Below are 22,110 nucleotides of genomic sequence, written 5' to 3'. Positions count from 1 at the left end.
GTTTAGTTTTTCCTATTCCTGCTTATCGCGCCGTTGTAAGTGCTGTAACCGGGTACGTAATTCTTCTTCATTGCCACGCTGTTCGGCTTCTCGAAGTTCCTGTCGTAACCGGTCACGTTCCGCACGTTTCTGAACATTACGAATCTTGGCAATACAATCGAGGAGCATCTGTTGACGTGCTTCGATTTCACGATCATTGCTCGCACCAGCATACATCCGTGTCACCCGATCAGCTACACTTTTTGGTAACCGACCAAGAAAATCGCCAAGGTCGAGCATGTCACTATTTTGCCAGGCAGAGACAACCTCGGTAGCAAGGTGTGCCCAATGTTGAAATGCAGGAATAATTCCTTCTTGCGCAACATGCAGTGCAGCATGGCGATCGACCAACATCAACTGCAGCAATTCTGTCTCTGCGGTAGCGATCGCATTTTGCGGTTCTTGCCGTACTGGCACGACCGGGCTCTTCGGTCCTGCAGAGCGGTTGGAGTCTTGCATCGTTGCGGTTCGTCGCAACTCTTCTTCACTGACGCCAAACCGCTGGGCAATTTGAGTCAATAATGCTCCACGGGCAACAACATCGGTCATCGTCTTCAATACCCCCATTGCCTCACGTGCAGCTTGCGCTCTCTGGAACGCCGTCGCACCGGGCTGTGGTGCATGACGAGCAAAATAGAAATCTTCCAAGGGTTCAGCGTGATCGATCAACTCACGCAATTTGTCTTCGCCATGCTTACGGGCAAAGGTATCCGGATCCTCTCCTTGTGGCAGGAAGACACCTCGCCCTCGCAACTCGGCTTCCACACACAAAGGGAATGCACGAGTTGCCGCTTTCCTCCCAGCTTCATCACCATCAAAGAGGATGTAGACTTCAGGAATGAAGTTGTGCAACGCTTTGAGTTGCGCCGCACCGAGGGCTGTTCCTGACACCGCAACGGTTTCTTCGTGCCCATTTTGCACCAGCGCGAGCAGGTCGATATATCCCTCAACCAAAATTGCGCGACCATTTTTCTTCATCGCGTCTTTGGCCTGGAACAGACCATACAACAAAGTGCTCTTCTTATAGATTGCTGACTCCGGAGAGTTGAGATATTTGGGCAACGTCCGCGTTTGTCCATTGTTGGTCGTCTGCGCTTGTGCCATCGGCATCAAGCGCCCACCGAAACCGACAATCCGCCCAACAATGTCGGTAATAGGAAACATCAGGCGGTAACGGAATTTATCGTAGAATCTTCCATCATCTAGCTTGCCAATCAGTCCAAGGCTTGCTGCTTTGTCTAATGGCGCCTTCTGCATGGTAAGGAAGCGGACGAGCCCATCTCGTCCAGGCGGCGCGAAACCCAACCGAAACCGCTCGGCAATGTCTTTGTTGATGCCGCGCTCTTCCACGTAGCGACGGGCGCTCTCACCGATATTCCCCCACAGGCAACGTTGGAAGTATGTGGCAGCAATGTCATTGATACGATAGAGACGTGCTCGCTCTTGGGCCTGTGGGTCACGCTCCGCTTGCGGCAGGGCGACACCCGCTTTGGCAGCAAGGCGTCGTACGGCTTCAGGAAACGTAATGCCTTCGACTCGTGAGAGAAACGTAAAGGCATTGCCACCTACACCACACCCAAAACAGTGGAAAAACCCACCTTCTTCATTCACGCTGAAGGAAGGAGTCTTCTCACCATGAAATGGGCAAAGTCCGGTGTAGTTCCTCCCAGCTTTGCGCAAAGCAACGTGGGCAGAAATAACTTCGACAATACTGACCCGAGCACGAATCTCGGCCAGCGTCGCTTCTGGAATTCGTTCGGCCATAGCAACAAAACAATCTGCGGTCCGCAGACATTATCTATGCCGCGAATCTACGAAAGCGTCTATCCCAGAATTACGAAGGGAGGGAGAAATAGAACAGAGGTGCCTCCAACAGGCACCTCGTCATTATGGTCGGTTAATAAAATGAGCGGCTGGCGCGGCGCAATGCGCGTTTACGAGCGGCAATGGCTTTGCGTTTGCGGCGGACACTCGGTTTCTCGTAGTGCTCGCGCTTTTTCAGCTCTTGCAGAATCCCAGCCTTTTCACATTGCTTTTTGAAGCGACGAATCGCACTTTCGATCGGTTCACTGTCTTTGACGCGGACTCCTGCCATGCAGCGTTCACCCCCTCTCAGGCAGGCATTGACCTTTAGGTGGCCATTGGTCAACTTAGAGGTTTCCCAGTGAAAGTCAAGGCATGAAAAATCGGCGACTTGACAGCACGTACCCCCCCTGGGTAAGGACTTGACTCAGCCATTAGCGAGAAGAGAGCCTCTTACGTCTTCCTTGACACCATCGCCATTTGATCGTTTTCGTGAGCAATTTGATCGACACCAACCATTCTCGTTGATGGGGCTGGCATCACTCGTTGGCGTGGTCACCGGGTGTGGGGCAATCCTCTTTACTGAGCTGATTACTCTCGTCCAATGGCTGGCTCTTGGGTCAACCGATTTTCCTCTCCACGTGTTGCCTACGCTCCCCTGGTATCGTGTCTTCTGGATTCCAGTGTTGGGCGGCCTGCTTGTTGCTCCGTTGGTCTATCTCGTTTCTCGCGAATCTCAGGGACATGGGGTTCCACAAGTCATTGAGAGCGTAACGCTGCGCGGCGGTAAGATTCGCCCACGGGTCGCAGCGGTAAAGTCGGTTGCTTCGGCTCTTACTATTGGCACCGGCGGTTCTGTTGGTCGTGAAGGTCCGATCGTCCAGATCGGTGCCGCATTGGGATCGGCAGTAGGACAACTCCTGCAGGTTCCCGCGCACCGACTTCCGATTCTCGTCGGTTGCGGCGCCGCCGGAGGTATTGCCGCCGCTTTCAACGCGCCTATTGCCGGAGCCTTTTTTTCACTCGAAGTGATCATGGGTAATTTCGCCATGCCTTCCTTTGGTCCGGTTGTCCTCTCGTCAGTTCTTGCGACAGTCATTAGTCGAGCATACTTCGGCGACCAACCGGTGTTTATGGTTCCCGCGTATACTTTACTCAGCGAATGGGAACTGATCATTTACCTGTTGCTTGGTATTGCATGTGGACTTGGCGGCGTCGCTTTTATTGCTGTCCTCGATCTCATGGAAAAAGCCTGGAGCCGACTTTCGCTTCCTACGCTTCTCAAACCCGCCCTCGGCGGTTTGATTCTCGGTGTCGCCATTATTTTCGTGCCGCATATCTATGGTGTTGGGCACGCCACGATGGACGAGATCTTGCGCGGCGGTCTGTCGTGGACGTGGCTTTTACTACTATTGCCGATAAAAATGCTGGCGACGAGCTTAACACTCGCCTCAGGTGGCTCAGGTGGGATTTTCCTCCCCTCACTATATCTCGGCGCCATTACAGGCGGGCTCATTGGCATTGGCGCTGGAGCAATCTTTCCCACGATTACCGCGCCAAGCGGCGGCTACGCCCTAGTTGGTATGGCCGCATTTCTCGCAGGCGCCACCCACTCGCCTATTACCGCATTTCTGTTGCTGTTCGAGTTGACCGGCGACTACCACATCATTCTACCACTGATGCTGAGTTGCTCGGTCAGCACCTTGGTCGCGAAGCTCCTCCGTATGGAGTCAATCTATACGATTCAACTGCTCCGTCGAGGAATTGATATTCATCGGCGTGAAGAGAACCTCATGCAAGCATTCACAGTGAGCCAAGTCATGCACCGTGAAGTCCCTACTCTTTCAGACACAACCCCATTTGCTGAAGTCGTCCGTCATTTCCTCGCAACCAATTTCCCAACCTGCTTCGTTGTTGACGAACGTCGTCATCTTCTCGGCCAAGTCTCTATTCACGACGTCAAAGACCTTTTTCAGGAAGAAACGCTACGTGCGCTCATTATCGCCAAGGACCTGGCACATCGCTGTTCCGTCACTACAAGTGAAGAAGAAGCATTAGCGCGATGCCTGGAGAAGTTCACGCAGACCGAGCAGGAGCATCTTCCAGTGCTTACCCCAACGGGTGAGCTGTGTGGTATCATCTCCCAGCGTGATGTTCTTGATCTGTACCATCGTGAGATTCTTCGCCACGAATATCTCGGGTTGAGTCTGCGAAGCGAACAACAGCAAAGCAGTGTTCATAAACAAGTGCGTCTGCCACATTCTTATGTTGTCGAAGTTGTACCAGTGTCGCGCCGTTACGCGGGGAAGACACTGCGAGAAATTGCGCTGCGCTCTACATTCCACCTCACCGTGGTGGCGATCCAGCATAGCAGTACAGGAGAAGCTGATGAATTTCCTGATCCCAACCAACCTCTCAAAGTCGGCGACCAGCTCGTGTTGGTCGGTCGACCGGCTGACATTCAACGGTTCATCGCTGAGATGGGCGAGTCGCCATCTGTCGTGCCCGGGTTAGAAGCGAGCGAAATTGGACAAACTCGCGAGCTTGCCAAATGACATCTTCAGTTTACCTACCAAGGAGGGTTCATGAAAGCATCCGTCGTTGCCGTGGTCTGGTCGCTGACCTGGCTGTCGTTTCCGCTGCCTCTCGCCAATGCGCTTGATGTTCCCCAACTTCCTGACGCGGTGGCACCAGTTTCAGGTTCACTCGTTGTTCTTCCAGAAGCTGGCATTCAGGTCATTACCCACCGTGGAGAATGGGGGGCATTTTTCGGGAGCGGGGGGGGTGGAGAGTCCTTCTTTCTCATCGCCGGGGAGTTCGAAAATACGTCAGGCAAGCCGCTCACCTATGTAAAGATGCAATTTGAATTATTGAACAAGGATGGCACCGTAGTGCTTCGCGACTTTGGCTATAATCGCAAAGCCGAAGCTCTGCGTGAAGAAGAATACGAAAACGGCAAGAAAACGCTCGCGGATATGAAAATTGAACAACTACCAGCCGGAGCAAAGGAGGGATTCCGCTTCTTCTTCTTTAAGTCAGACGCGCCAGAGTTCCGTTCGTATCGCGTCCGATTTCTTGAGATTCGGTAAGGATCGCTCAAAATCCCCATCTGTTAGCGAAGTTAACGTTTCACCCGCGCTACACACTCGCGAAACACACGATGCCAGTTGGTAATCGTACGCCACTGATGGATGTAGGAGTCGAGCCCCCACAAGGCACGGACAAGAAACAAGCGGTGACCAGGTGCGTTGAACACACGGTTCTCAATGCCGATGTTGGTAATCTCCACCGTCTTGCTCACCGAGTCGAACTCGTGCGGGTCGTAGACGCGATCTTCCAGCACGGGTTCGAAAATCAAATGCATGATTTTCACCAGTGGTTTGGGATCTTCACCGGCATTGAGATAACCGAGAGTGATGAAACATGCTTCCATCGTGCGCTCGTCACGATCAAGAATCGCGCTGGCAAGCGCAAGGTACCCTTTGCGAATTTCCTCGGGAAAGATGCGCACACTGCCAAAGTCGAGCATGGCGATCTTTGGATGATAGGTAACAAGGTAATTCCCTGGATGCGGATCGGTATGTAACACACCGAATTCAATGATCTGTCGCCAAGTGATCTGAAAGTATTTGACCGACAACCAGTCTTTGAGCGATTGATCCACCCCTGCCGAAAACATGTCTTGCAGTTTGTAGCCTTCCACATGCGCCATGGTCAGAACGCGACGCGCAGAAAAATCAGGATAAACACGCGGAATGATCACTTCCGTATCATCCGCAAATAACCGTTGAAAGAGCGCAAGATTGTTAGCCTCGTTCACATAATCCAATTCTTCACGCAGCCGCTCTTCCATCTCCTGATAAATCTCGCTGGCATCGAACTTCTGGCGCAGGACATCGCGGGTCATCGTGGTAAAGACTTGCAGAAGCGCTTTCAGGTTTTTGAGGTCTTGCTCGACGGTCTCGTCAACCCCAGGATATTGCACTTTGACAACGACCGTCTTGCCATTTTTGAGTGTTGCTTTGTGGACCTGCCCAAGGGACGCCGCGGCAAAGGCATCGTGGTCAAACGTCTTGAATAATTGCTCGGGATACTTTCCTAATTCGGTTTTGATTTGTTCACGAATGAGGGAGTATTCCATCGGTGGGACAGACGATTGAACAACCGAGAGGATGTTGAGAGCCTCGGTCGGAAAAATATCATCGCGCATACTGAGCATCTGCACGAGCTTCATGAAAGCACCGCGTAATTCACGCGAGCTTTCCACGATGCGCATGGCATTTTTCAGATGAAGGTCAAACAGCTCTTGGTCTTTGGTCGCAGGCGATTGAAAGGGACGCTTGAGCGCATGCCACACATAGCTACTGCCAACCGAGGTCGTGAGCGAACCCACTTGCAATGCCCGTTTCGCACGGCCTTTGGTGATGCGTGGCGATTTGGTTTTTTCAGGCATGTTTGCGGTTCATCAACGTAGCCGAAGCTGCCGCGCCAAAGCCATTATCTATGTTGACAACCGTTACCCCAGTAGCACAGGAATTCAGCATAGCGAGCAGCGCGGCCAATCCATGAAAATTCGCGCCATAACCAATACTGGTTGGAACGGCAATGACCGGGCGGTCGACTAATCCACCAATGACACTGGGGAGCGCACCCTCCATGCCAGCAACCACGATCACAACCGAAGCCGAGAAGAGCTTTTCAACGCTACTCAGTAACCGATGCAAACCCGCCACGCCTACATCATATAAGCGCTCAACCTTGTTTGCCATCAGCTCTGCTGTCACCACCGCCTCTTCTGCCACCGGAAGATCAGCGGTTCCTGCAGCAACTACGAGTATCGTCCCTTGTCCCGCAGGAGGAGTCGGTGGTTCGCCAAGGGCGCCAATACGAGCATCGGTGTAATAACGCAGAGTGGGAATTGCCGTACACACCTCTTGTGCTTTTTGTTCATCTAATCGTGTAATGAGAGCGTGTTGCCCATTGGCTGCGATACGCTGTGCGATCTCGCTAATCTGACGTGCCGTCTTTCCCTGGCCAAAAATCACCTCCGGGAAGCCCTTACGGAGAGCACGATGGTGGTCGACCCGAGCAAAGCCGAGATCTTCAAAGGGTAAGGTCTTGAGGGTATCAAGGGCACGTTCGACATCAACCGTGCCATCTCGAACCTGAGTGAGTAGTTCATGGAGCCGCGTGCGATCCATACTTTATTCCTTATGGAAATGGTCGTATCCCGCTTGTGACAGCGTATACATACTACCATCAGCCATGCGCACTCCAATACCCTGCGCGTGTACCGTGATACGGCCAATACGCGTCACAGGCACTGACACCGCCTGAGCAATCTCGGAAATCGCGTCACGGCGCTCTACCGGGACAGTAAACAACAGCTCGTAATCTTCACCACCAGTGAGAGCCAGGTTCCAATCGCGTTCGCCACACAACGCACGATAACTGGAAGATAAGGGGAGTCGCTCCCCCTCAATCTCTGCTCCGACTTTACTTGCCTCGCAGATGTGCCCGAGGTCTTGCAGCAATCCATCGCTCACATCGATCATCGCGGTGGCGAGATGTTGCTCCGCTAAGGATCGACTAATAGCAAGTCGACTCGGCGGACAACGAAAACGCGCTTTCACTTCTTCAGCGTGTACGCCGACCTGTCCCTGTTGTAGGGCGCGTAAACCCACCGCAGCATCGCCCAACGTTCCTGTCACATACACATCATCGCCAATGTGAGCTCCAGCCCGTGTAAGTATACCGTGTGGAGCATGGCCTAGGAGCGTAACAGCGATCATCCAACACGGTGCCGCACTCATGTTGCCACCAATTAACGAAGTGTGACTAGACTCTGTAGCACGGAGGAAACCGTCAAAGAACGCGTCGAGATCTGCAACCTCGGTATCTTGCGGGACACTCAAGCTCAGGAGAGCAAAGGTTGGTTCTCCCCCCATCGCGGATATATCGCTGGCATTCACTGCAAAAGCTTTCTCACCAAGGAGTGAAAAGGTCGTCCACTCACGGCGAAAGTGGACATTCTCGATCAACGTGTCTGTTGTCAGTAAGGTCGTGCCAGGAAGAGACAACGCTGCACAATCATCCCCGATACCAAGCTGCACACGTGCATCACGCGGCACGCGTTGTTGCAACCGGCGGAGAAAGGGAAACTCACCAAGGTCACGTAGCTTCATGGGCAGTTAGCCGAAGAGTTCTTTCACTTTCTCGAAGAACCCTTTGCTCATCGGATGCACATCAGCGCCATCCAAGCGTGCGAATTCTTCTAATAGCTCACGTTGTCGGGCACTGAGTTTTTTCGGTGTTTCGACGAGAACACGTACCAATTGGTCACCACGTCCACCACCTTGGAGGTCTTGAATCCCTTTGCCACGCAGACGAAAGACATTGCCAGATTGTGTTCCCGCTGGGATCTTAAGCTTAATTTTTCCCTCCAGTGTTGGCACTTCGATCTCAGTACCAAGTGCAGCGTGAGGAAAACTGATCGGGATTTCGCAGATGACGGTCGTATCTTGGCGCTTGAAGAGAGGATGTTCACGCACGTGCAGGAGGATATACAAATCTCCTGGAGGACCACCACCCACCGCAGCTTCTCCTTCTCCACGCAACTTCAGCCGTGCGCCGTTGTCCACCCCTGGAGGAATCTTCACTTGTAGTGTGGATGTTTTACGAGTGGCTCCTGTCCCACGACACGTCTCACAGGGATCGGTGACCACCGACCCTTGTCCACCACATTGGTTACAAGTACGAGCGACAGTGAAGAACCCTTGTTGAAAGCGAACCTGGCCACTGCCACGACACTGACCACAGGTTTTCGGTGTCGTTCCAGGTTTTGCCCCTTTGCCTTGGCAAGTCTCACAGGTCGTTGCGCGTGGCACGGAGATAGTTTTCTCTGCACCAAACGCGGCTTCTTCAAAGGAGATCTCCATACTGTAACTGAGATCCTCACCTCGTCGGGCGCGGCGGCGGCCACCGCGACCACCACCACCACCGCCAAAAATATCGCCGAAGATATCACCAAAAATATCTTCAAAGTTACCGGAGAAATCGAAGCCACCAGAGAATCCACTTGGCCCACCACCACCTTGTTCGAAAGCAGCATGGCCGAAGCGATCGTAGCGTGCACGCTTCTCCTGATCTGAAAGCACTTGATAGGCCTCAGACAGTTCTTTGAATTTCTCTTCGGCTTTTTTGTCCCCAGGATTACGGTCTGGATGATACTGCATCGCGGCCTTGCGATACGCCTTTTTCAGCTCATCCTCACTCGCGTCTCGTTTGACACCCAGTAGTTCGTAGTAATCGGCTTTGTTTGCCATACCCCGCGCTCATTTCCCCTGTAACAAAAAAACCCCCACTCTTCCAATGGAAGAAAAGTGGGGGTGAAAGACAGTCGTATTGCTGCGGCCTTCCGGCTATTTTACTTCTTCAAAGTCGGCATCGACCACATTCTCTTTGTCTTGCGGTTTGCTATCGCTCCCAGCTGCCCCTGCTTGCCCATCACCATTCGCTCCTGCGGCTTGTTGTTCTTTGGCGACACGAGCATACATGGCCTCGGCCAGTTTATGTGAGGCTTGGGTCAGCTCCTCTTGTGCCGACTTGATCGCGTCGACATCGTCACCTTCCATCGCTTTCTTAGCTTTTTCTAGCGCCTCTTCGATGTTCTTTGCCGCAGCTTCATCGACGTCACTGCGATGGTCTTTCAGCGACTTCTCGGTTGAGTAGATAAGCGTATCAAGATGATTGCGTGCCTCGATACGTTCTTTCTTTTTCTTGTCCTCTTCTGCGTGTGCTTCCGCATCTTTGACCATCCGTTTGATCTCAGTCTCAGAGAGACCGCTCGACGCGGTGATACGGATCGACTGCTCTTTGCCAGTGCCAAGGTCTTTCGCATTCACATGCACGATACCATTGGCATCGATATCGAACGTTACCTCGATTTGCGGAACGCCGCGTGCTGCGGGTGGAATACCGACAAGATCGAACTGCCCCAGCAGTTTATTATCAGCAGCCATGTCGCGCTCACCTTGGAAGACGCGAATCGTCACGGCAGTCTGACTATCCGCAGCAGTCGAGAACACCTGGCTCTTCTTGGTCGGGATCGTCGTGTTGCGATCGATTAAGCGGGTGAACACACCACCTAAGGTCTCGATTCCAAGAGACAGTGGCGTGACGTCTAACAAGAGCACATCTTTCACTTCACCTTTGAGGACCGCACCTTGAATCGCAGCACCAACTGCCACGACTTCATCAGGGTTGACACCTTTGTGCGGCTCTTTGCCGAAGATCTTGCGTACACGTTCTTGTACGGCTGGCATGCGGATCATGCCGCCAACAAGAACGACTTCATCAATTTGCTTCGCCGATAAACCAGAATCTTTTAAAGCGGCCACGCACGGCGCTTCGAGCCGATCAAGTAAGTCTGAGCAGAGGGCCTCAAGCTTCGCACGCGTGAGCTTCATCGTCAGATGTTTTGGTCCACTTTGGTCAGCCGTGATAAATGGCAAGTTGACCTCAGTTTCCATTGAGGACGACAACTCAATTTTGGCTTTTTCTGCTGCCTCTTTGAGACGTTGTAGGGCCATACGATCCTTACGCAGATCGACGCCTTGATCTTTCTTAAATTCGTCAGCGAGATAATCGATAATGCGTTGATCGAAGTCGTCACCACCAAGGAACGTATCGCCGTTGGTGGATTTCACTTCAAACACACCGTCTCCGACTTCGAGAATAGAGACATCGAACGTACCACCACCAAGGTCAAAGACCGCAATCTTTTCGTCTTTCTTCTTATCAAGCCCGTATGCCAGTGAGGCAGCGGTCGGTTCGTTGATAATACGCAACACGTTAAGTCCAGCGATGCGTCCAGCATCTTTAGTCGCTTGGCGCTGTGAGTCATTAAAATACGCAGGTACGGTAATAACAGCGTCGGTCACCGTTTCACCAAGATAGTCTTCTGCCGTTTGTTTCATTTTTTGCAAAACAAAAGCAGAGACTTCTGGTGCACTATACTTTTTGCCGCGGCTCTCGACCCAGGCATCACCATTGTCGGCTTTCACCACTTTATAGGGGAGAATCTTGGCGGCTTTTGCGACTTGCGCATCGTCAAAGCGACGACCGATCAATCGCTTAATTGAGAAAATGGTATTTTCTGGATTGGTCACGGCTTGGCGACGGGCAATTTGTCCGACGAGTCGCTCGCCACTATCGGTAAATGCCACTACCGAAGGGGTAATACGGCTGCCCTCAGAGTTGGTGATGACTTTAGGGTCGCCCCCTTCCATAATTGCCACCACCGAATTCGTCGTCCCCAGGTCAATCCCGATAACTTTTGCCATATTCGTGCTCCTTAAAAAACCGTCGACCTTATCGGCCCTTACACAGGACCTGTAATCATCCCTTTATCGTTACGCAACCGCTGAGCAACAGATTTTTCTATTCGGATGGCGCTTTAGAAACGGTCACTAATGCCGGGCGCAATAAGCGATCATGCAACATGTAGGCTGGCGTGTATTCATCTACGACAGTATTGGGTGCAACTTCCGCACTTTCAACTTGCGCCATCGCCTCATGCTTGGTTGGATCAAAGGATTGACCTTTGGCACTGACTCGGCTTACGCCATGCTTTTCAAGTGTTTCCAAAAAGCTTCGTGCCACCAGGGTCACACCATCAACCAGCGATTGACCGCCACCACCACTCTGCGTGTGAGCGATGGCTCGTTCCAAATTATCCAGCACTGGAAGGATCTCGCGTACAAGAGGTTCGTTAGCAAAGCGGATTGCCTCGGATTTTTCTCGTTGCAGCCGTCGCTTAAAATTCTCGTTTTCCGCTCGCTCACGAAGAAAAAGGTCGTAATTCGCCTTCGCTTCTTTCGTTTTCTCTTCAACTTGTAGACGGAGCGCGGTCAGTTCATCAACCGCAGATTCGGCTTGTTGGTGCTCTGCTGTTGTTTCTTGCGACACAGACGAGTCAGACTGCTCCTGCACAGGAGCCTGTCCGTTCCCATGTTCTGATGTACTCATTAATGACCCCCTGCCCTTGTGAAAAGATCGGCCTCTCGTATTCTATCTATAGAGACGCTGTCCTCAAAATCTAAGAACCACCCTCCTGAGTGTCAAGGCAAAGAGTGCATTTATGGTCGAAGAACGGACACCCGCGATTGTGCTGCGAGGACGGGCTCATGGAGAGTCCGATAAGATTGTTACCTTTCTCACCCGCGATTGGGGGAAAGTGACCGGTATCGCGAAAGGAGCAAAACGCTCGCAACGAAGATTTGTCAACGTGCTCGAACCATTTACGTATGTACAGTTACGGTTTCGCCCGATCCGTGCTGACGAACTCGCTTTTATCTTTGGTTGTGATTTGCTGCGTAGCTTCCGGGCTCCGAGTCGAGACCTCCAGCGTTACGGATTCGCTAGTTATCTGACCGAACTCATTGATGTGATGGTCGCTGGACGTGAGGCTGGCCCGGAACTCTTTGAATTGTTACTGCAAGGTTTGACCGTGCTTGAAGAAGCAGAACTCCCATCATTATTTCTCTCAGCTTTCGAGTTATTGTTACTCGTGCACACTGGCTACGCTCCCAATATCGAAGGATGCCAACGCTGCGGGCTACCCCTTACTGAATCTGATAACTCACTCGTCTCGTTCTCGCCAAGTCTTGGCGGATTATTGTGTGTACGGTGTCGGGATACCGGTGGAGCGACAGTCCGTCTTTCGCATGACACCTTGCAGATTCTCGAAAACCCACAATCCACACAACCCACGACACTTTTACTCACGCAGGCATCGCCACAAACTTGTCGCGAATTGCGGGCAATTGTTACCGGGCTTCTTACCCGCCACATCACTCGACCGCTTAAGTCGCGTGCCTTCCTTGAACAAACCGGGCTCTTGACCGACTCGCTCGTTGACGATGCGAGAGGGGAATGATACGGCTCGACACCTATGACAGTAGCGACAATGGACAAGATTGTGAACCTGTGTAAACGACGCGGGTTTGTTTTTCCTTCCAGTGAGATTTATGGCGGCTTCGCCAGTACCTGGGACTATGGGCCACTTGGGGTTGAATTGAAACGTAACATCCGTGAAGCCTGGTGGCGTTTCATGGTCACTTCGCGTGAAAATGTCGTTGGTCTCGACAGTGCGATCCTGATGCATCCTCGTGTGTGGGAAGCCTCAGGCCACATCGCCGGTTTCTCAGATCCATTAGTTGATTGCCGCAATTGTAAGCGACGCTTTCGCGCTGACCACATTCCCGAAAAAGCCGATCGTCAGTGCCCCAAAGGCATGGAATGCGATCTGACGGAAGCCCGGCAATTCAATCTCATGTTCAAGACCTTTGTCGGCCCAGTCGAAGAAGACGCCGCAGTCGCGTTTCTACGACCAGAGACCGCACAAGGCATTTTCGTCAATTTCCAGAATGTCCAACAGGCCAGCCGCTTGAAGCCGCCGTTCGGTATCGCCCAGATTGGCAAATCGTTTCGTAATGAAATCACGCCAGGGAATTTCATCTTCCGCACCCGTGAGTTTGAACAGATGGAAATGGAGTTCTTCGTCAAACCCGGCACCGAGCAAGAGTGGTTCGATTATTGGCGCAATGCCCGCATGCAGTGGTATACCGACTGGCTTGGAGTCAAAGCCGCCAACCTGCGCTTCTATGATCATCCCAAGGAAGATCTGGCGCACTATTCAAAGGGCACAACCGACATCGAATACCTCTATCCCTTTGGTTGGGGAGAACTCGAAGGAGTCGCCAGTCGTACGGACTTCGATCTCGGACAACACACGCAGTACAGTGGCAAAGACCTCTCCTTCTTTGATGATGAAACCCGAGAACGCTACAAACCGTATGTGATAGAGCCTGCGGCTGGGGTTGATCGCATTTTGCTGGTGACACTGCTTGATGCGTATGATGAAGATGTGCAAAACGACGAGCCACGCGTGGTACTGCGTCTGAAGCCACGTCTTGCCCCCATCAAAGTTGGTATCTTTCCCTTGTTACGCAAAGATGGGCAACCGGAAAAAGCGCTAGAGCTGCGCGATCTGCTCAAGCAACGGTTTGCCGTATTCTACGATCAAGCTGGAGCGATTGGTCGTCGCTATCGTCGTCAGGATGAAGTCGGCACCCCGTTTTGCTTAACCGTCGATCATCAAACTATGCAGGACAATACTGTCACACTGCGTGATCGTGACACCCTCGAACAGATTCGCCTGCCGATTGATCGGTTGATCCCAGAGCTGGTGACGAGGATCGAAGCCTAACCCCACATCGTCCCCACGATCCGACAAAACTATGAAGGGTTGTCATTGCCAGTGAAGCGACGCAACAGAGACAACCCAAAATCTCCCGAACGAAGTGCTAGCATTGCTTTCGCTAGTTTTGCTAGGCTGAACAAGGGCCATGCAGTGGGGATCCAAATCAAGCAATAGCACATTTGCAAGCAAATCTCTGAAGTAAGGTGAAGGTATGGCAGAATACACATGGAACGGGCAAGCACAGAAAGCTCGCAAGGTTCGCTACGTCTATTCTTTTGGTGGTGGCAAAGCCGATGGCAACGCCAGCATGAACTGGCTGCTCGGTGGCAAAGGCGCAAACTTAGCCGAAATGGCAGGCCTGGGACTACCGGTTCCTCCAGGCATGACGATCAGCACGGAAGTCTGCACGTATTACTATGCCAATGGGCGGAAATACCCTGAAGAATTAGCACAACAAGTGCAAAAAGGCTTAGCGCGTATCGAAAAGATCATGAAGCGCCGCTTCGGTGACGCAGCCAATCCCTTGCTGTTATCGGTTCGTTCCGGTGCACGCGTTTCCATGCCCGGCATGATGGATACGGTGTTAAATCTCGGCTTAAACGACGACACCGTGCAAGGATTGATTCAACAGTCAGGCAATCCGCGTTTTGCCTACGACTGCTATCGCCGTTTCGTGCAGATGTATGGCGATGTAGTGTTAGGGCTCAAGCCTGAATCAAAAACTGAACGTGACCCGTTTGAAAAAATTCTCGAAGAAAAGAAAGCAGCAAGAGGTATCGAACTCGATACCGACCTCAGTGTTGACGACTTGAAGGAACTCGTCGCTGAATTCAAAGCGACCATTTATGACCGTTTGCACATTCAATTTCCCGACAATCCCCAAGAACAATTGTGGGGTGCGATTGGCGCGGTGTTTGGTTCGTGGCAAAACCCGCGCGCGATTACATATCGCAAGATCGAGAATATCCCAGACGAATGGGGCACTGCGGTCACTGTGCAGACTATGGTGTTTGGCAACCTCGGCGATGATTGCGCCACTGGCGTTGCTTTCACACGCGATCTCTCAAATGGTGAGAATGCGTTGAACGGCGATTTCTTAGTCAATGCGCAAGGGGAAGATGTTGTTGCGGGTATTCGCACCCCCCAACAAATTACCCTACAAGCATCGCGCGAGCGCGCACACCGCGAAGGGCGTTCAGATGAAGAGCGGGCGCAGGTGTATCCTTCTCTTGAAGAACGGATGCCAGAAAGTTTCGCGACCCTCCAAAATATCGCCAACACGCTGGAGTCGCATTACAAAGACGCGCAAGACATTGAGTTCACCGTTCAGGGTGGCCACTTGTGGATGCTGCAAACTCGAGCAGGCAAACGCACGACCGCCGCTGCCATGAAAATTGCCGTCGATATGGTGCACGCTGGTGTTATTGACGAAAAGACTGCGGTGTTACGTGTCTCTCCTGCACAACTTGATCAGCTCCTGCACCCTACCCTTGATCCCAATGCTACTAAAGAGCGTATTGCCCGTGGCTTACCTGCTTCGCCCGGTGCGGTAAGTGGCAAAGTGGTCTTTTCTGCCGAAGATGCCGAAGCCGAAGCGCATAAAGGTGAAAAAGTCATTCTCGTGCGCATTGAAACCTCACCAGATGATATTAACGGTATGCACGCCGCTCAAGGGATTCTTACTGCGCGTGGTGGCGCCAGTTCTCACGCTGCGCTGGTCAGTCGCGGCATGGGCAAATGCGCAGTGGTCGGTTGTGAAGCCTTAGAAGTCGATTACGAACAACAGCAATTTGCCATTCGTGGCTCTAGCACGGTTATCCGCGCGGGCGAGTGGATCACGCTCGAAGGGTCCACCGGCGAAGTCTTCCGCGGGAAAGTGCCGACTCGCGACCCTAACCCCGATACGCCAGAATTCAAAGAGTTCATGAGCTGGGCAGATCGCTTCCGGCGCCTAAAAGTGCGAGCTAACGCTGACACGCCTCATGATGCACGCGTCGCTCGCGCATTCGGGGCGGAAGGCATTGGTCTGTGTCGCACTGAACATATGTTCTTTGAAGGTGACCGCATCGATGCTGTACGTGAAATGATTCTGGCTGAAGATACTGCTGGTCGCGTACGTGCATTAGAGAAAATCCTGCCCATGCAGAAGGCGGATTTTCTCGGTATTTTGCGCGCTATGGCTGGACTGCCTGTCACTATCCGTTTGCTTGATCCACCGCTACATGAATTTCTTCCCCATACTGAAGAAGAAATCCACGATCTCGCCACCAAGCTTGGGGTTTCCGCCGATCGCTTGCGCACCAAACGCAACGCCCTGCATGAAGCCAACCCCATGTTAGGCCATCGTGGCTGTCGTTTGGGAGTGACGTTCCCAGAGATTTACGAAGTGCAATCTCGCGCTATTATGGAAGCTGCGTGCGAACTCGTGAGTGAAGGCGTTCACGTCATCCCTGAGATTATGGTGCCGCTCGTCGGTTTCAAACGCGAACTTGAGATCTTGCGTGAGCGTATTGTCCAGGTCTGTCAGGACGTGACCCGCCGAAAAGGCGTAACCGTTTCATTCACCGTCGGCACGATGATCGAAGTGCCACGCGCAGCGATTGCCGCAGACACCATCGCCCAGAGTGCGGAGTTTTTCTCCTTTGGCACCAACGATCTTACGCAGATGACACTGGGAGTGAGTCGTGACGACTCCGCTAAATTCCTGCCTGAATACATCCTCCAAGGGATTGTTCCGCAAGACCCTTTTGTCTCGCTTGACCAAAGCGGGGTTGGCCAATTGATTGATCTTGCGGTCCAGAAAGGACGAGCGACACGCGTCGACCTCAAGATTGGTATTTGCGGTGAACATGGTGGCGACCCAGCATCGGTCGACTTCTGCCATCGTACAGGGTTAGACTACGTCTCCTGTTCGCCGTATCGTGTACCGATTGCGCGCCTGGCGGCGGCCCATGCAGCGTTGCGGGAAGCTCAAACTGAGAAGAAATCCCGCGGAGCGCGAAAGCAAAGAGCAGGAGAGATGGCGTTCTCTGCTTCTGCTTAGAAGGGGCTAGGGGTTAGGTGCTAGATGCTGGGAAAACCCACTCTTTACCTAGCACCCAGCACATAATCCCCAACACCTAGATCGCCTATCCACAATTGGCTGTATGGCAACAACAAGCATCACAGGACAGACTCGCATCGTCGGTATCTTCGGCGACCCGATTAGCCATACGCGTTCGCCAGCAATGCAAAATGCCGCGTTCCAAGCGTGTAAACTGCCGTACGTCTACGTGCCTCTCCTCGTCCATCCGTCCGATCTTGCTCGCGCAGTCCACAGCATCCGAGCGCTCAATCTTGCTGGGGTGAATGTCACGGTTCCGCACAAAGAACAGATTGTTCGCTATCTCGACTCGCTCAGCGAAGAAGCGAAACTCTGCGGCGCCGTGAATACCGTCGTGAACCGTGACGGTCATCTCTTCGGTGATAACACCGATGGTCGTGGTTTTCTGCAATCATTGAAAGAATATGGACTCTCGCCAAAGCAAGGAGAAGTCATATTGATTGGTGCTGGAGGATCGGCTCGCGCAGTATTGGTCTCGTTACTCCGTGCTGGATACGGACCGATCACGATTGTCAACCGAACCCTCGCGAATGCACGAGCACTTGTGCGGAGTTATCGTCATGTGAGTCAAACTGAAGTAACGGCACTCCCCTTAGCCGCGCTACAAAACTCGCAGTTACTAGAACGTGCATCCCTGATCATTAACAGCACCTCAGTCGGTCTCCATGATGAAGACTTTTTTCCACTTGCCTATGCTGAAACTCCACGCATGTGCTTATTCTACGATCTGCTGTATCGACCAAAACCCACCTCATTCCTGCAACCCGCGAGAAGAGGGCGGCGTCCCACACTCGACGGGCGAACAATGCTACTCCATCAAGGCGCATTGGCCTTCGCGTTGTGGACGGGGGTGCCAGCGCCGTTGCAGATAATGAAGCGGGCGTTACAGCATGCTCTTCAGTAGCACCCATACTACGTCTTTGATACTCAATTTCTGGGCTGACTTGCCGATAGCCTCTGTAGGAAAGAGGCAGTTTCTCATTTCTTATAATTTTCCTCAGGACTCTTGCCTATCCACCCTCTCCCATTGTAAAGAGCAGGGAAAAGGAGTTCTCTCTGCCATGCTAAAGAGAAACCTCACCTCTTCCGATACACGAAACATCACCTACTACTTCCAGAACCCGAGGTATCTATGGCAATTTTTATTTGGCAAGGTGTCGGCCCCAACGGCGAGTCAGTACAGGGTGAGATGGAAGCTGCCTCGAAAGACGCAGTAGTCTCTCGTCTTCGTGCTCAGCGCATTCGCCCCAAAACCAATAAAATCCGGGCAAAAGGGAAATTCGATCAGGAGATCAAGATCCCAGGGTTTGGCGAAAAAGTCGCCCCGAAAGATATCGTTATCTTTACCCGCCAGCTCGCGACCATGATCGACGCCGGCCTGCCCATTGTGCAGTCGCTCGACATCCTTGCCCAGCAAAGTGAAAATAAGACTTTTAGTAAAGTCATCAGGCAGATTAAGCTTGATGTCGAAGGGGGAACCACTTTCGCCGATTCACTCGCCAAACACCCCAAGCAATTCGACAATCTGTACACCAACATGGTCCATGCTGGGGAGATCGGCGGTATTCTCGATACTATTCTTCAGCGCCTGTCTGGCTATATGGAAAAGGCGATCAAACTGAAAGCCAAAATCAAAGGGGCGATGATCTACCCGATCAGTATCGTTTCTGTCGCGGTCATCGTCACTGCAATTCTGCTCATCTTTGTTATACCAACTTTCTCAGACATGTTTTCTAGTTTTGGAAAGGCTCTCCCTCTCCCAACGCAAATCGCCATCAACCTCAGTTACGTTACCATCGCCTATCTCAAGTATATCATTGCCTTCTGGATTGCGATCGTTATAGCTATACGAATGTGGTACAAAACCGAGAAGGGGCGCTTTGCTATAGACGGGTTCTTGCTGAAGCTGCCAATTTTCGGAACACTTATCCGCAAAGCTGCAGTTGCACGATTCACTCGCACCCTGGCAACGTTGCTCTCCTCCGGCGTCCCAGTTCTTGATTCGCTCCTCATCACGGGAAAAACCGCAGGCAATAAAGTTGTAGAGAAAGCAATTCTCAACGCGCGGCAGAGTATTAGCGAAGGGAAAACACTTACCGAGCCGCTGCTCGCCAGCCAAGTGCTTCCCCCAATGGTCTGCCAAATGGTCAATGTCGGAGAGACAACTGGCGCGCTTGATTCCATGCTCAATAAAATTGCCGACTTCTATGATGACGAAGTCGATAATGCTGTCAACAACTTGACTGCGATGATGGAACCAATGGTCATTGCCTTCCTTGGTATCGTGATTGGTGGGCTCGTAGTCGCGATGTACATGCCGATCTTTAAAATGGGTTCGATTATCAACGGCTCAGACTATGTCGGACTCGCAGACCGCTCTGCGCCAGCGCTTCTCGTGGTTTCTCTTTCTCCGAGTCGTTATCACCACGTGCCTACTCGGAGCGGTCTTTCTTTCCTATCAACACAGGAGCTTTGCCTCGCCTGCCGAGCGTATGCTCCTGAGTGTTCTCGTTTTCACTAATCTCGTCTCTCTCGCCTCAGGACTCCTTGTTACAAAGGTACGTGACCTTGCGGTTTTGGCCTATACGCAAGTGTTTTTTGACCCGCTTTTTATTACGGGTATTATTGTAGTCACAGGTGGGATTGTGAGTCCTTTCGTTTTCCTTTACCACCTTGCCATCCTTAATGCCGCATTTCTTCTCTTTCGCCGTGGAGCAGTGGTTGCCGCAACAGTAGCAACACTTTGCTATGGCGGGATAATTGATCTGCTGTACTATGGGATTCTTCCTTACTCATAATTTAGCTCATCAGCCTTTTTACTCGCGAGCCCCACTCCAGGTCTTGCCTTAACCGTGCGCCTTACTGGCATTCTAGTCTCCTTTTACGTCATCGCGTTTCTCGGTAGCTACCTCACCCTTCGGGTGTTTCAAGTCGAAAAGCTTTTGGCCGAACGGGATCTCGAATTCGGTCATCTTTCCTCTCTCTACCAAGGAGTGGTTCAACATCTCGAAAGTGGACTGCTAATTACTAACAGCAAGGGCATTATCGAGTATGCCAACAGCGCAGTTGGGGAGATTACTGGAACTCCAGTCGATACTTTGCTCGGGAAAGCAATTGTCGAGCACTTTCCAACACTACCGGAAACAAAAATCACAGAAAAGCCGTTTGAGTTTACTTTTCAAGGGCACGACGACAATAGCGAACGAGTTCTCCGCCTGACATGCTCAGCACTGAACGACACCTATGGTAATGGGATCGGAATGTTATACAGCATTCAGGATATCACAAGCATCAAGGCGCTCGAACGCAGCCTGCACGCCGCGCAGGAAGCAGAATACACTGTCGTCTGGAGTGAGGGAGAACGCGTAGAAGCATTTGCTGGCTTAATTGGACGCAGCGAAGTGATGAATAAAGTTTATCAACTCATCACAAAAGTCGCGGACAGCACCAGCACAGTGCTTATTGTTGGCGAGAGCGGTACAGGGAAAGAGTTGGTTGCACAAGCAGTTCATAACGAGGGGCAACGTGCCAAGCACGTCTTTATCCCCGTAAATTGTGGTGCCATTCCAGAGTCACTCATAGAGAGTGAACTCTTTGGTCATCTCAAAGGATCGTTTACCGGAGCAACGACTAATCGACTAGGTCTTTTTCGTGAAGCGCATGGCGGCACCCTTTTTCTTGATGAAATCGGTGAGCTTCCCTTGTCAATGCAAGTGAAACTTTTGCGTGTCCTTCAAGAACGAGAAGTGACTCCGATCGGTAGCAACAAAGGGGTACACGTCGATGTTCGTGTCATTGCAGCAACAAATCGTGACCTTGAAGCAGAAGTTACAGCAGGACGGTTTCGGCAAGATCTTTTTTATAGACTCAATGTCATTTCCCTTTCCTTACCTCCCTTACGAGAACGTCCTGGGGATTTACCACTATTGATCCACCATTTTCTTGTTCGGTTCGCTAGTGCAAGCGGGAAGAGTCTTCCCCAGATCTCTCCGCAAGCCATGCGCATTTTGCTCGATTATCACTATCCCGGGAATATCCGCGAGTTGGAGAATATTATCCAACACGCTGTAACTATGGCAGAAGAGGACATCATTCGTAGTAAAGACCTTACCGCACATCTCCATACACTGAGCCGTATTCATATAGAGAGCTCATCGAACAGCACAGCACAGAAGGCAAGCAGTCAGGAAACATCTACCGACTTCTTCAGTAAAGGAGTCAGTTTAGATGCGGAGCTAGAAGCGTACGAGCAAACCATTCTTCGAGCTGCTCTCGAAAAGGCTGGGGGAGTACAAAAGAAGGCAGCAGAAGTACTCGGCATAAACTATCGTTCCCTTCGTCATCGTTTACACAAGTATCACCTGTCCTAACGAAGAGGTCGTCTCCTTTTTCCATCGAACATTGCGTTCGCTGCCACACTCACTTTCTTCTTTAAGATTTCATCCCGCTTTCCGATGTGTCTTCCGTAGAGATCATCGCAGGGTGGAACTCGATTGATCACCTTCGGGGGGTATTATGCAAGTCACTCAAATTCCCACGGTAGAAACAGAAGCTGCTGCAGCACCTGGTGGACCACCTCCTCTTCAAGTTGCGGTTCCGTCCCCCCATGTTGCCCCCCCTTGTCCTGACTCCGAGGTGATCCACGAGTCCAGTCATGGCGTTCGCAACCTGATTTTCGTGATCTTCGCTTTTTCCGGTTTCTCAGGCCTCATTTACGAGTCCATTTGGACGCACTATCTCAAGCTATTCCTAAATAGAAACTCACTCGATGGAAAGTGCTAGGCGGCGAGGGGAAGCGCATACACCTGACGTTCCACCGGGAAGGACCGGCGTTTTTGCAGCCAAGCAAAGACTAAATTGACTAATTCCTCTATACTCTGACAGCGATGACAGCGGGTAA

16 protein-coding genes are annotated in these 22,110 nt (G+C 51.9%); 8 read left to right on the top strand and 8 right to left on the bottom strand.

All coding sequences use genetic code 11. The annotated features are described in order from the left end of the window. Positions 1-12 precede the first annotated feature (12 nt). Together FJ147_04735 and FJ147_04730 are read right to left on the bottom strand one after the other, a co-directional pair. Positions 13-1,803, bottom strand: coding sequence for a DNA primase (locus FJ147_04735; protein MBM4255187.1), 1,791 nt, complete (start codon positions 1,801-1,803; stop codon positions 13-15). Positions 1,804-1,936: 133 nt separating this feature from the next. Further along, the gene (locus FJ147_04730) at positions 1,937-2,134 is read right to left on the bottom strand and encodes a 30S ribosomal protein S21 (GenBank protein ID MBM4255186.1); all 198 of its coding nucleotides are present in this window, start codon (positions 2,132-2,134) and stop codon (positions 1,937-1,939) included. 130 nt (positions 2,135-2,264) lie between these two features. On the opposite strand from FJ147_04730, the gene FJ147_04725 reads away from it, so the two are divergent. Together FJ147_04725 and FJ147_04720 are read left to right on the top strand one after the other, a co-directional pair. Then, positions 2,265-4,397 carry a CBS domain-containing protein gene (locus FJ147_04725; GenBank protein ID MBM4255185.1) on the top strand — a complete coding sequence of 711 codons (2,133 nt, stop codon included), beginning with the start codon at positions 2,265-2,267 and terminating at the stop codon, positions 4,395-4,397. Between the two features lie 30 nt (positions 4,398-4,427). After that, positions 4,428-4,931, top strand: a complete 504-nt coding sequence (locus tag FJ147_04720; protein ID MBM4255184.1) for a DUF3426 domain-containing protein — start codon at positions 4,428-4,430, stop codon at positions 4,929-4,931. Between the two features lie 32 nt (positions 4,932-4,963). Here the strand turns inward: FJ147_04720 and FJ147_04715 are convergent, their stop codons facing one another. The 6 genes from FJ147_04715 to grpE all read right to left on the bottom strand — a co-directional run bounded on the left by FJ147_04715 (position 4,964) and on the right by grpE (position 11,871). Continuing rightward, positions 4,964-6,295 (bottom strand): AarF/ABC1/UbiB kinase family protein, encoded by a 1,332-nt coding sequence (locus tag FJ147_04715; GenBank protein ID MBM4255183.1) that lies wholly within the window; start codon positions 6,293-6,295, stop codon positions 4,964-4,966. Then, positions 6,288-7,043: a nickel pincer cofactor biosynthesis protein LarB gene (larB, locus tag FJ147_04710; GenBank protein MBM4255182.1), complete on the bottom strand. Its 756-nt coding sequence runs from the start codon at positions 7,041-7,043 to the stop codon at positions 6,288-6,290. The genes FJ147_04715 and larB overlap by 8 nt, the downstream gene beginning before the upstream one ends. Positions 7,044-7,046: 3 nt before the next feature. Continuing rightward, positions 7,047-8,027: a thiamine-phosphate kinase gene (gene thiL / locus FJ147_04705; GenBank protein ID MBM4255181.1), complete on the bottom strand. Its 981-nt coding sequence runs from the start codon at positions 8,025-8,027 to the stop codon at positions 7,047-7,049. A gap of 6 nt (positions 8,028-8,033) precedes the next feature. Further along, on the bottom strand, positions 8,034-9,167 hold the full coding sequence (gene dnaJ, locus FJ147_04700) for a molecular chaperone DnaJ (GenBank protein ID MBM4255180.1): 1,134 nt from the start codon (positions 9,165-9,167) through the stop codon (positions 8,034-8,036). Positions 9,168-9,263: 96 nt separating this feature from the next. Then, positions 9,264-11,186 (bottom strand): molecular chaperone DnaK, encoded by a 1,923-nt coding sequence (dnaK, locus tag FJ147_04695; GenBank protein MBM4255179.1) that lies wholly within the window; start codon positions 11,184-11,186, stop codon positions 9,264-9,266. A 97-nt stretch (positions 11,187-11,283) separates the two neighbouring features. Then, entirely contained in the window at positions 11,284-11,871 is a 588-nt protein-coding gene (grpE, locus tag FJ147_04690; GenBank protein MBM4255178.1) for a nucleotide exchange factor GrpE, read from the bottom strand. Between the two features lie 112 nt (positions 11,872-11,983). Between grpE and recO the strand changes: the two genes are divergently transcribed. The 6 genes from recO (at position 11,984) to FJ147_04660 (ending at position 21,580) form a co-directional block, all read left to right on the top strand. Beyond that, positions 11,984-12,781, top strand: a complete 798-nt coding sequence (gene recO, locus FJ147_04685; protein MBM4255177.1) for a DNA repair protein RecO — start codon at positions 11,984-11,986, stop codon at positions 12,779-12,781. Between the two features lie 15 nt (positions 12,782-12,796). Further along, positions 12,797-14,113 carry a glycine--tRNA ligase gene (locus FJ147_04680; GenBank protein MBM4255176.1) on the top strand — a complete coding sequence of 439 codons (1,317 nt, stop codon included), beginning with the start codon at positions 12,797-12,799 and terminating at the stop codon, positions 14,111-14,113. 205 nt (positions 14,114-14,318) lie between these two features. Beyond that, complete coding sequence (locus tag FJ147_04675) at positions 14,319-17,150, top strand: pyruvate, phosphate dikinase (protein MBM4255175.1); 2,832 nt, start codon at positions 14,319-14,321, stop codon at positions 17,148-17,150. A gap of 103 nt (positions 17,151-17,253) precedes the next feature. Further along, positions 17,254-18,114 (top strand): shikimate dehydrogenase, encoded by an 861-nt coding sequence (locus tag FJ147_04670; GenBank protein ID MBM4255174.1) that lies wholly within the window; start codon positions 17,254-17,256, stop codon positions 18,112-18,114. Positions 18,115-18,342: 228 nt separating this feature from the next. Further along, complete coding sequence (locus FJ147_04665) at positions 18,343-19,731, top strand: type II secretion system F family protein (protein ID MBM4255173.1); 1,389 nt, start codon at positions 18,343-18,345, stop codon at positions 19,729-19,731. Between the two features lie 331 nt (positions 19,732-20,062). Beyond that, a complete protein-coding gene (locus tag FJ147_04660) occupies positions 20,063-21,580 on the top strand; it encodes a PAS domain S-box protein (GenBank protein MBM4255172.1) in 1,518 nt (505 codons plus the stop codon). The last annotated feature ends 530 nt before the right edge of the window (positions 21,581-22,110 follow it).

It is taken from the genome of Deltaproteobacteria bacterium (assembly GCA_016874775.1).
Lineage (GTDB): Bacteria > Desulfobacterota > Binatia > Bin18 > Bin18 > VGTJ01.
This window is presented reverse-complemented; position numbering and strand designations above follow the sequence as displayed.

What these genes read in the sequence shown, in the direction of transcription:
- FJ147_04735 (MBM4255187.1), bottom strand. Translation starts at nt 1,803, where the DNA reads ATGGCCGAACGAATTCCAGAAGCGACGCTGGCCGAGATTCGTGCTCGG.
- FJ147_04730 (MBM4255186.1), bottom strand. Translation starts at nt 2,134, where the DNA reads ATGGCAGGAGTCCGCGTCAAAGACAGTGAACCGATCGAAAGTGCGATT.
- FJ147_04720 (MBM4255184.1), top strand. Translation starts at nt 4,428, where the DNA reads ATGAAAGCATCCGTCGTTGCCGTGGTCTGGTCGCTGACCTGGCTGTCG.
- FJ147_04715 (MBM4255183.1), bottom strand. Translation starts at nt 6,295, where the DNA reads ATGCCTGAAAAAACCAAATCGCCACGCATCACCAAAGGCCGTGCGAAA.
- larB (MBM4255182.1), bottom strand. Translation starts at nt 7,043, where the DNA reads ATGGATCGCACGCGGCTCCATGAACTACTCACTCAGGTTCGAGATGGC.
- thiL (MBM4255181.1), bottom strand. Translation starts at nt 8,027, where the DNA reads ATGAAGCTACGTGACCTTGGTGAGTTTCCCTTTCTCCGCCGGTTGCAA.
- dnaJ (MBM4255180.1), bottom strand. Translation starts at nt 9,167, where the DNA reads ATGGCAAACAAAGCCGATTACTACGAACTACTGGGTGTCAAACGAGAC.
- dnaK (MBM4255179.1), bottom strand. Translation starts at nt 11,186, where the DNA reads ATGGCAAAAGTTATCGGGATTGACCTGGGGACGACGAATTCGGTGGTG.
- grpE (MBM4255178.1), bottom strand. Translation starts at nt 11,871, where the DNA reads ATGAGTACATCAGAACATGGGAACGGACAGGCTCCTGTGCAGGAGCAG.
- recO (MBM4255177.1), top strand. Translation starts at nt 11,984, where the DNA reads ATGGTCGAAGAACGGACACCCGCGATTGTGCTGCGAGGACGGGCTCAT.
- FJ147_04680 (MBM4255176.1), top strand. Translation starts at nt 12,797, where the DNA reads ATGACAGTAGCGACAATGGACAAGATTGTGAACCTGTGTAAACGACGC.
- FJ147_04675 (MBM4255175.1), top strand. Translation starts at nt 14,319, where the DNA reads ATGGCAGAATACACATGGAACGGGCAAGCACAGAAAGCTCGCAAGGTT.
- FJ147_04670 (MBM4255174.1), top strand. Translation starts at nt 17,254, where the DNA reads ATGGCAACAACAAGCATCACAGGACAGACTCGCATCGTCGGTATCTTC.
- FJ147_04665 (MBM4255173.1), top strand. Translation starts at nt 18,343, where the DNA reads ATGGCAATTTTTATTTGGCAAGGTGTCGGCCCCAACGGCGAGTCAGTA.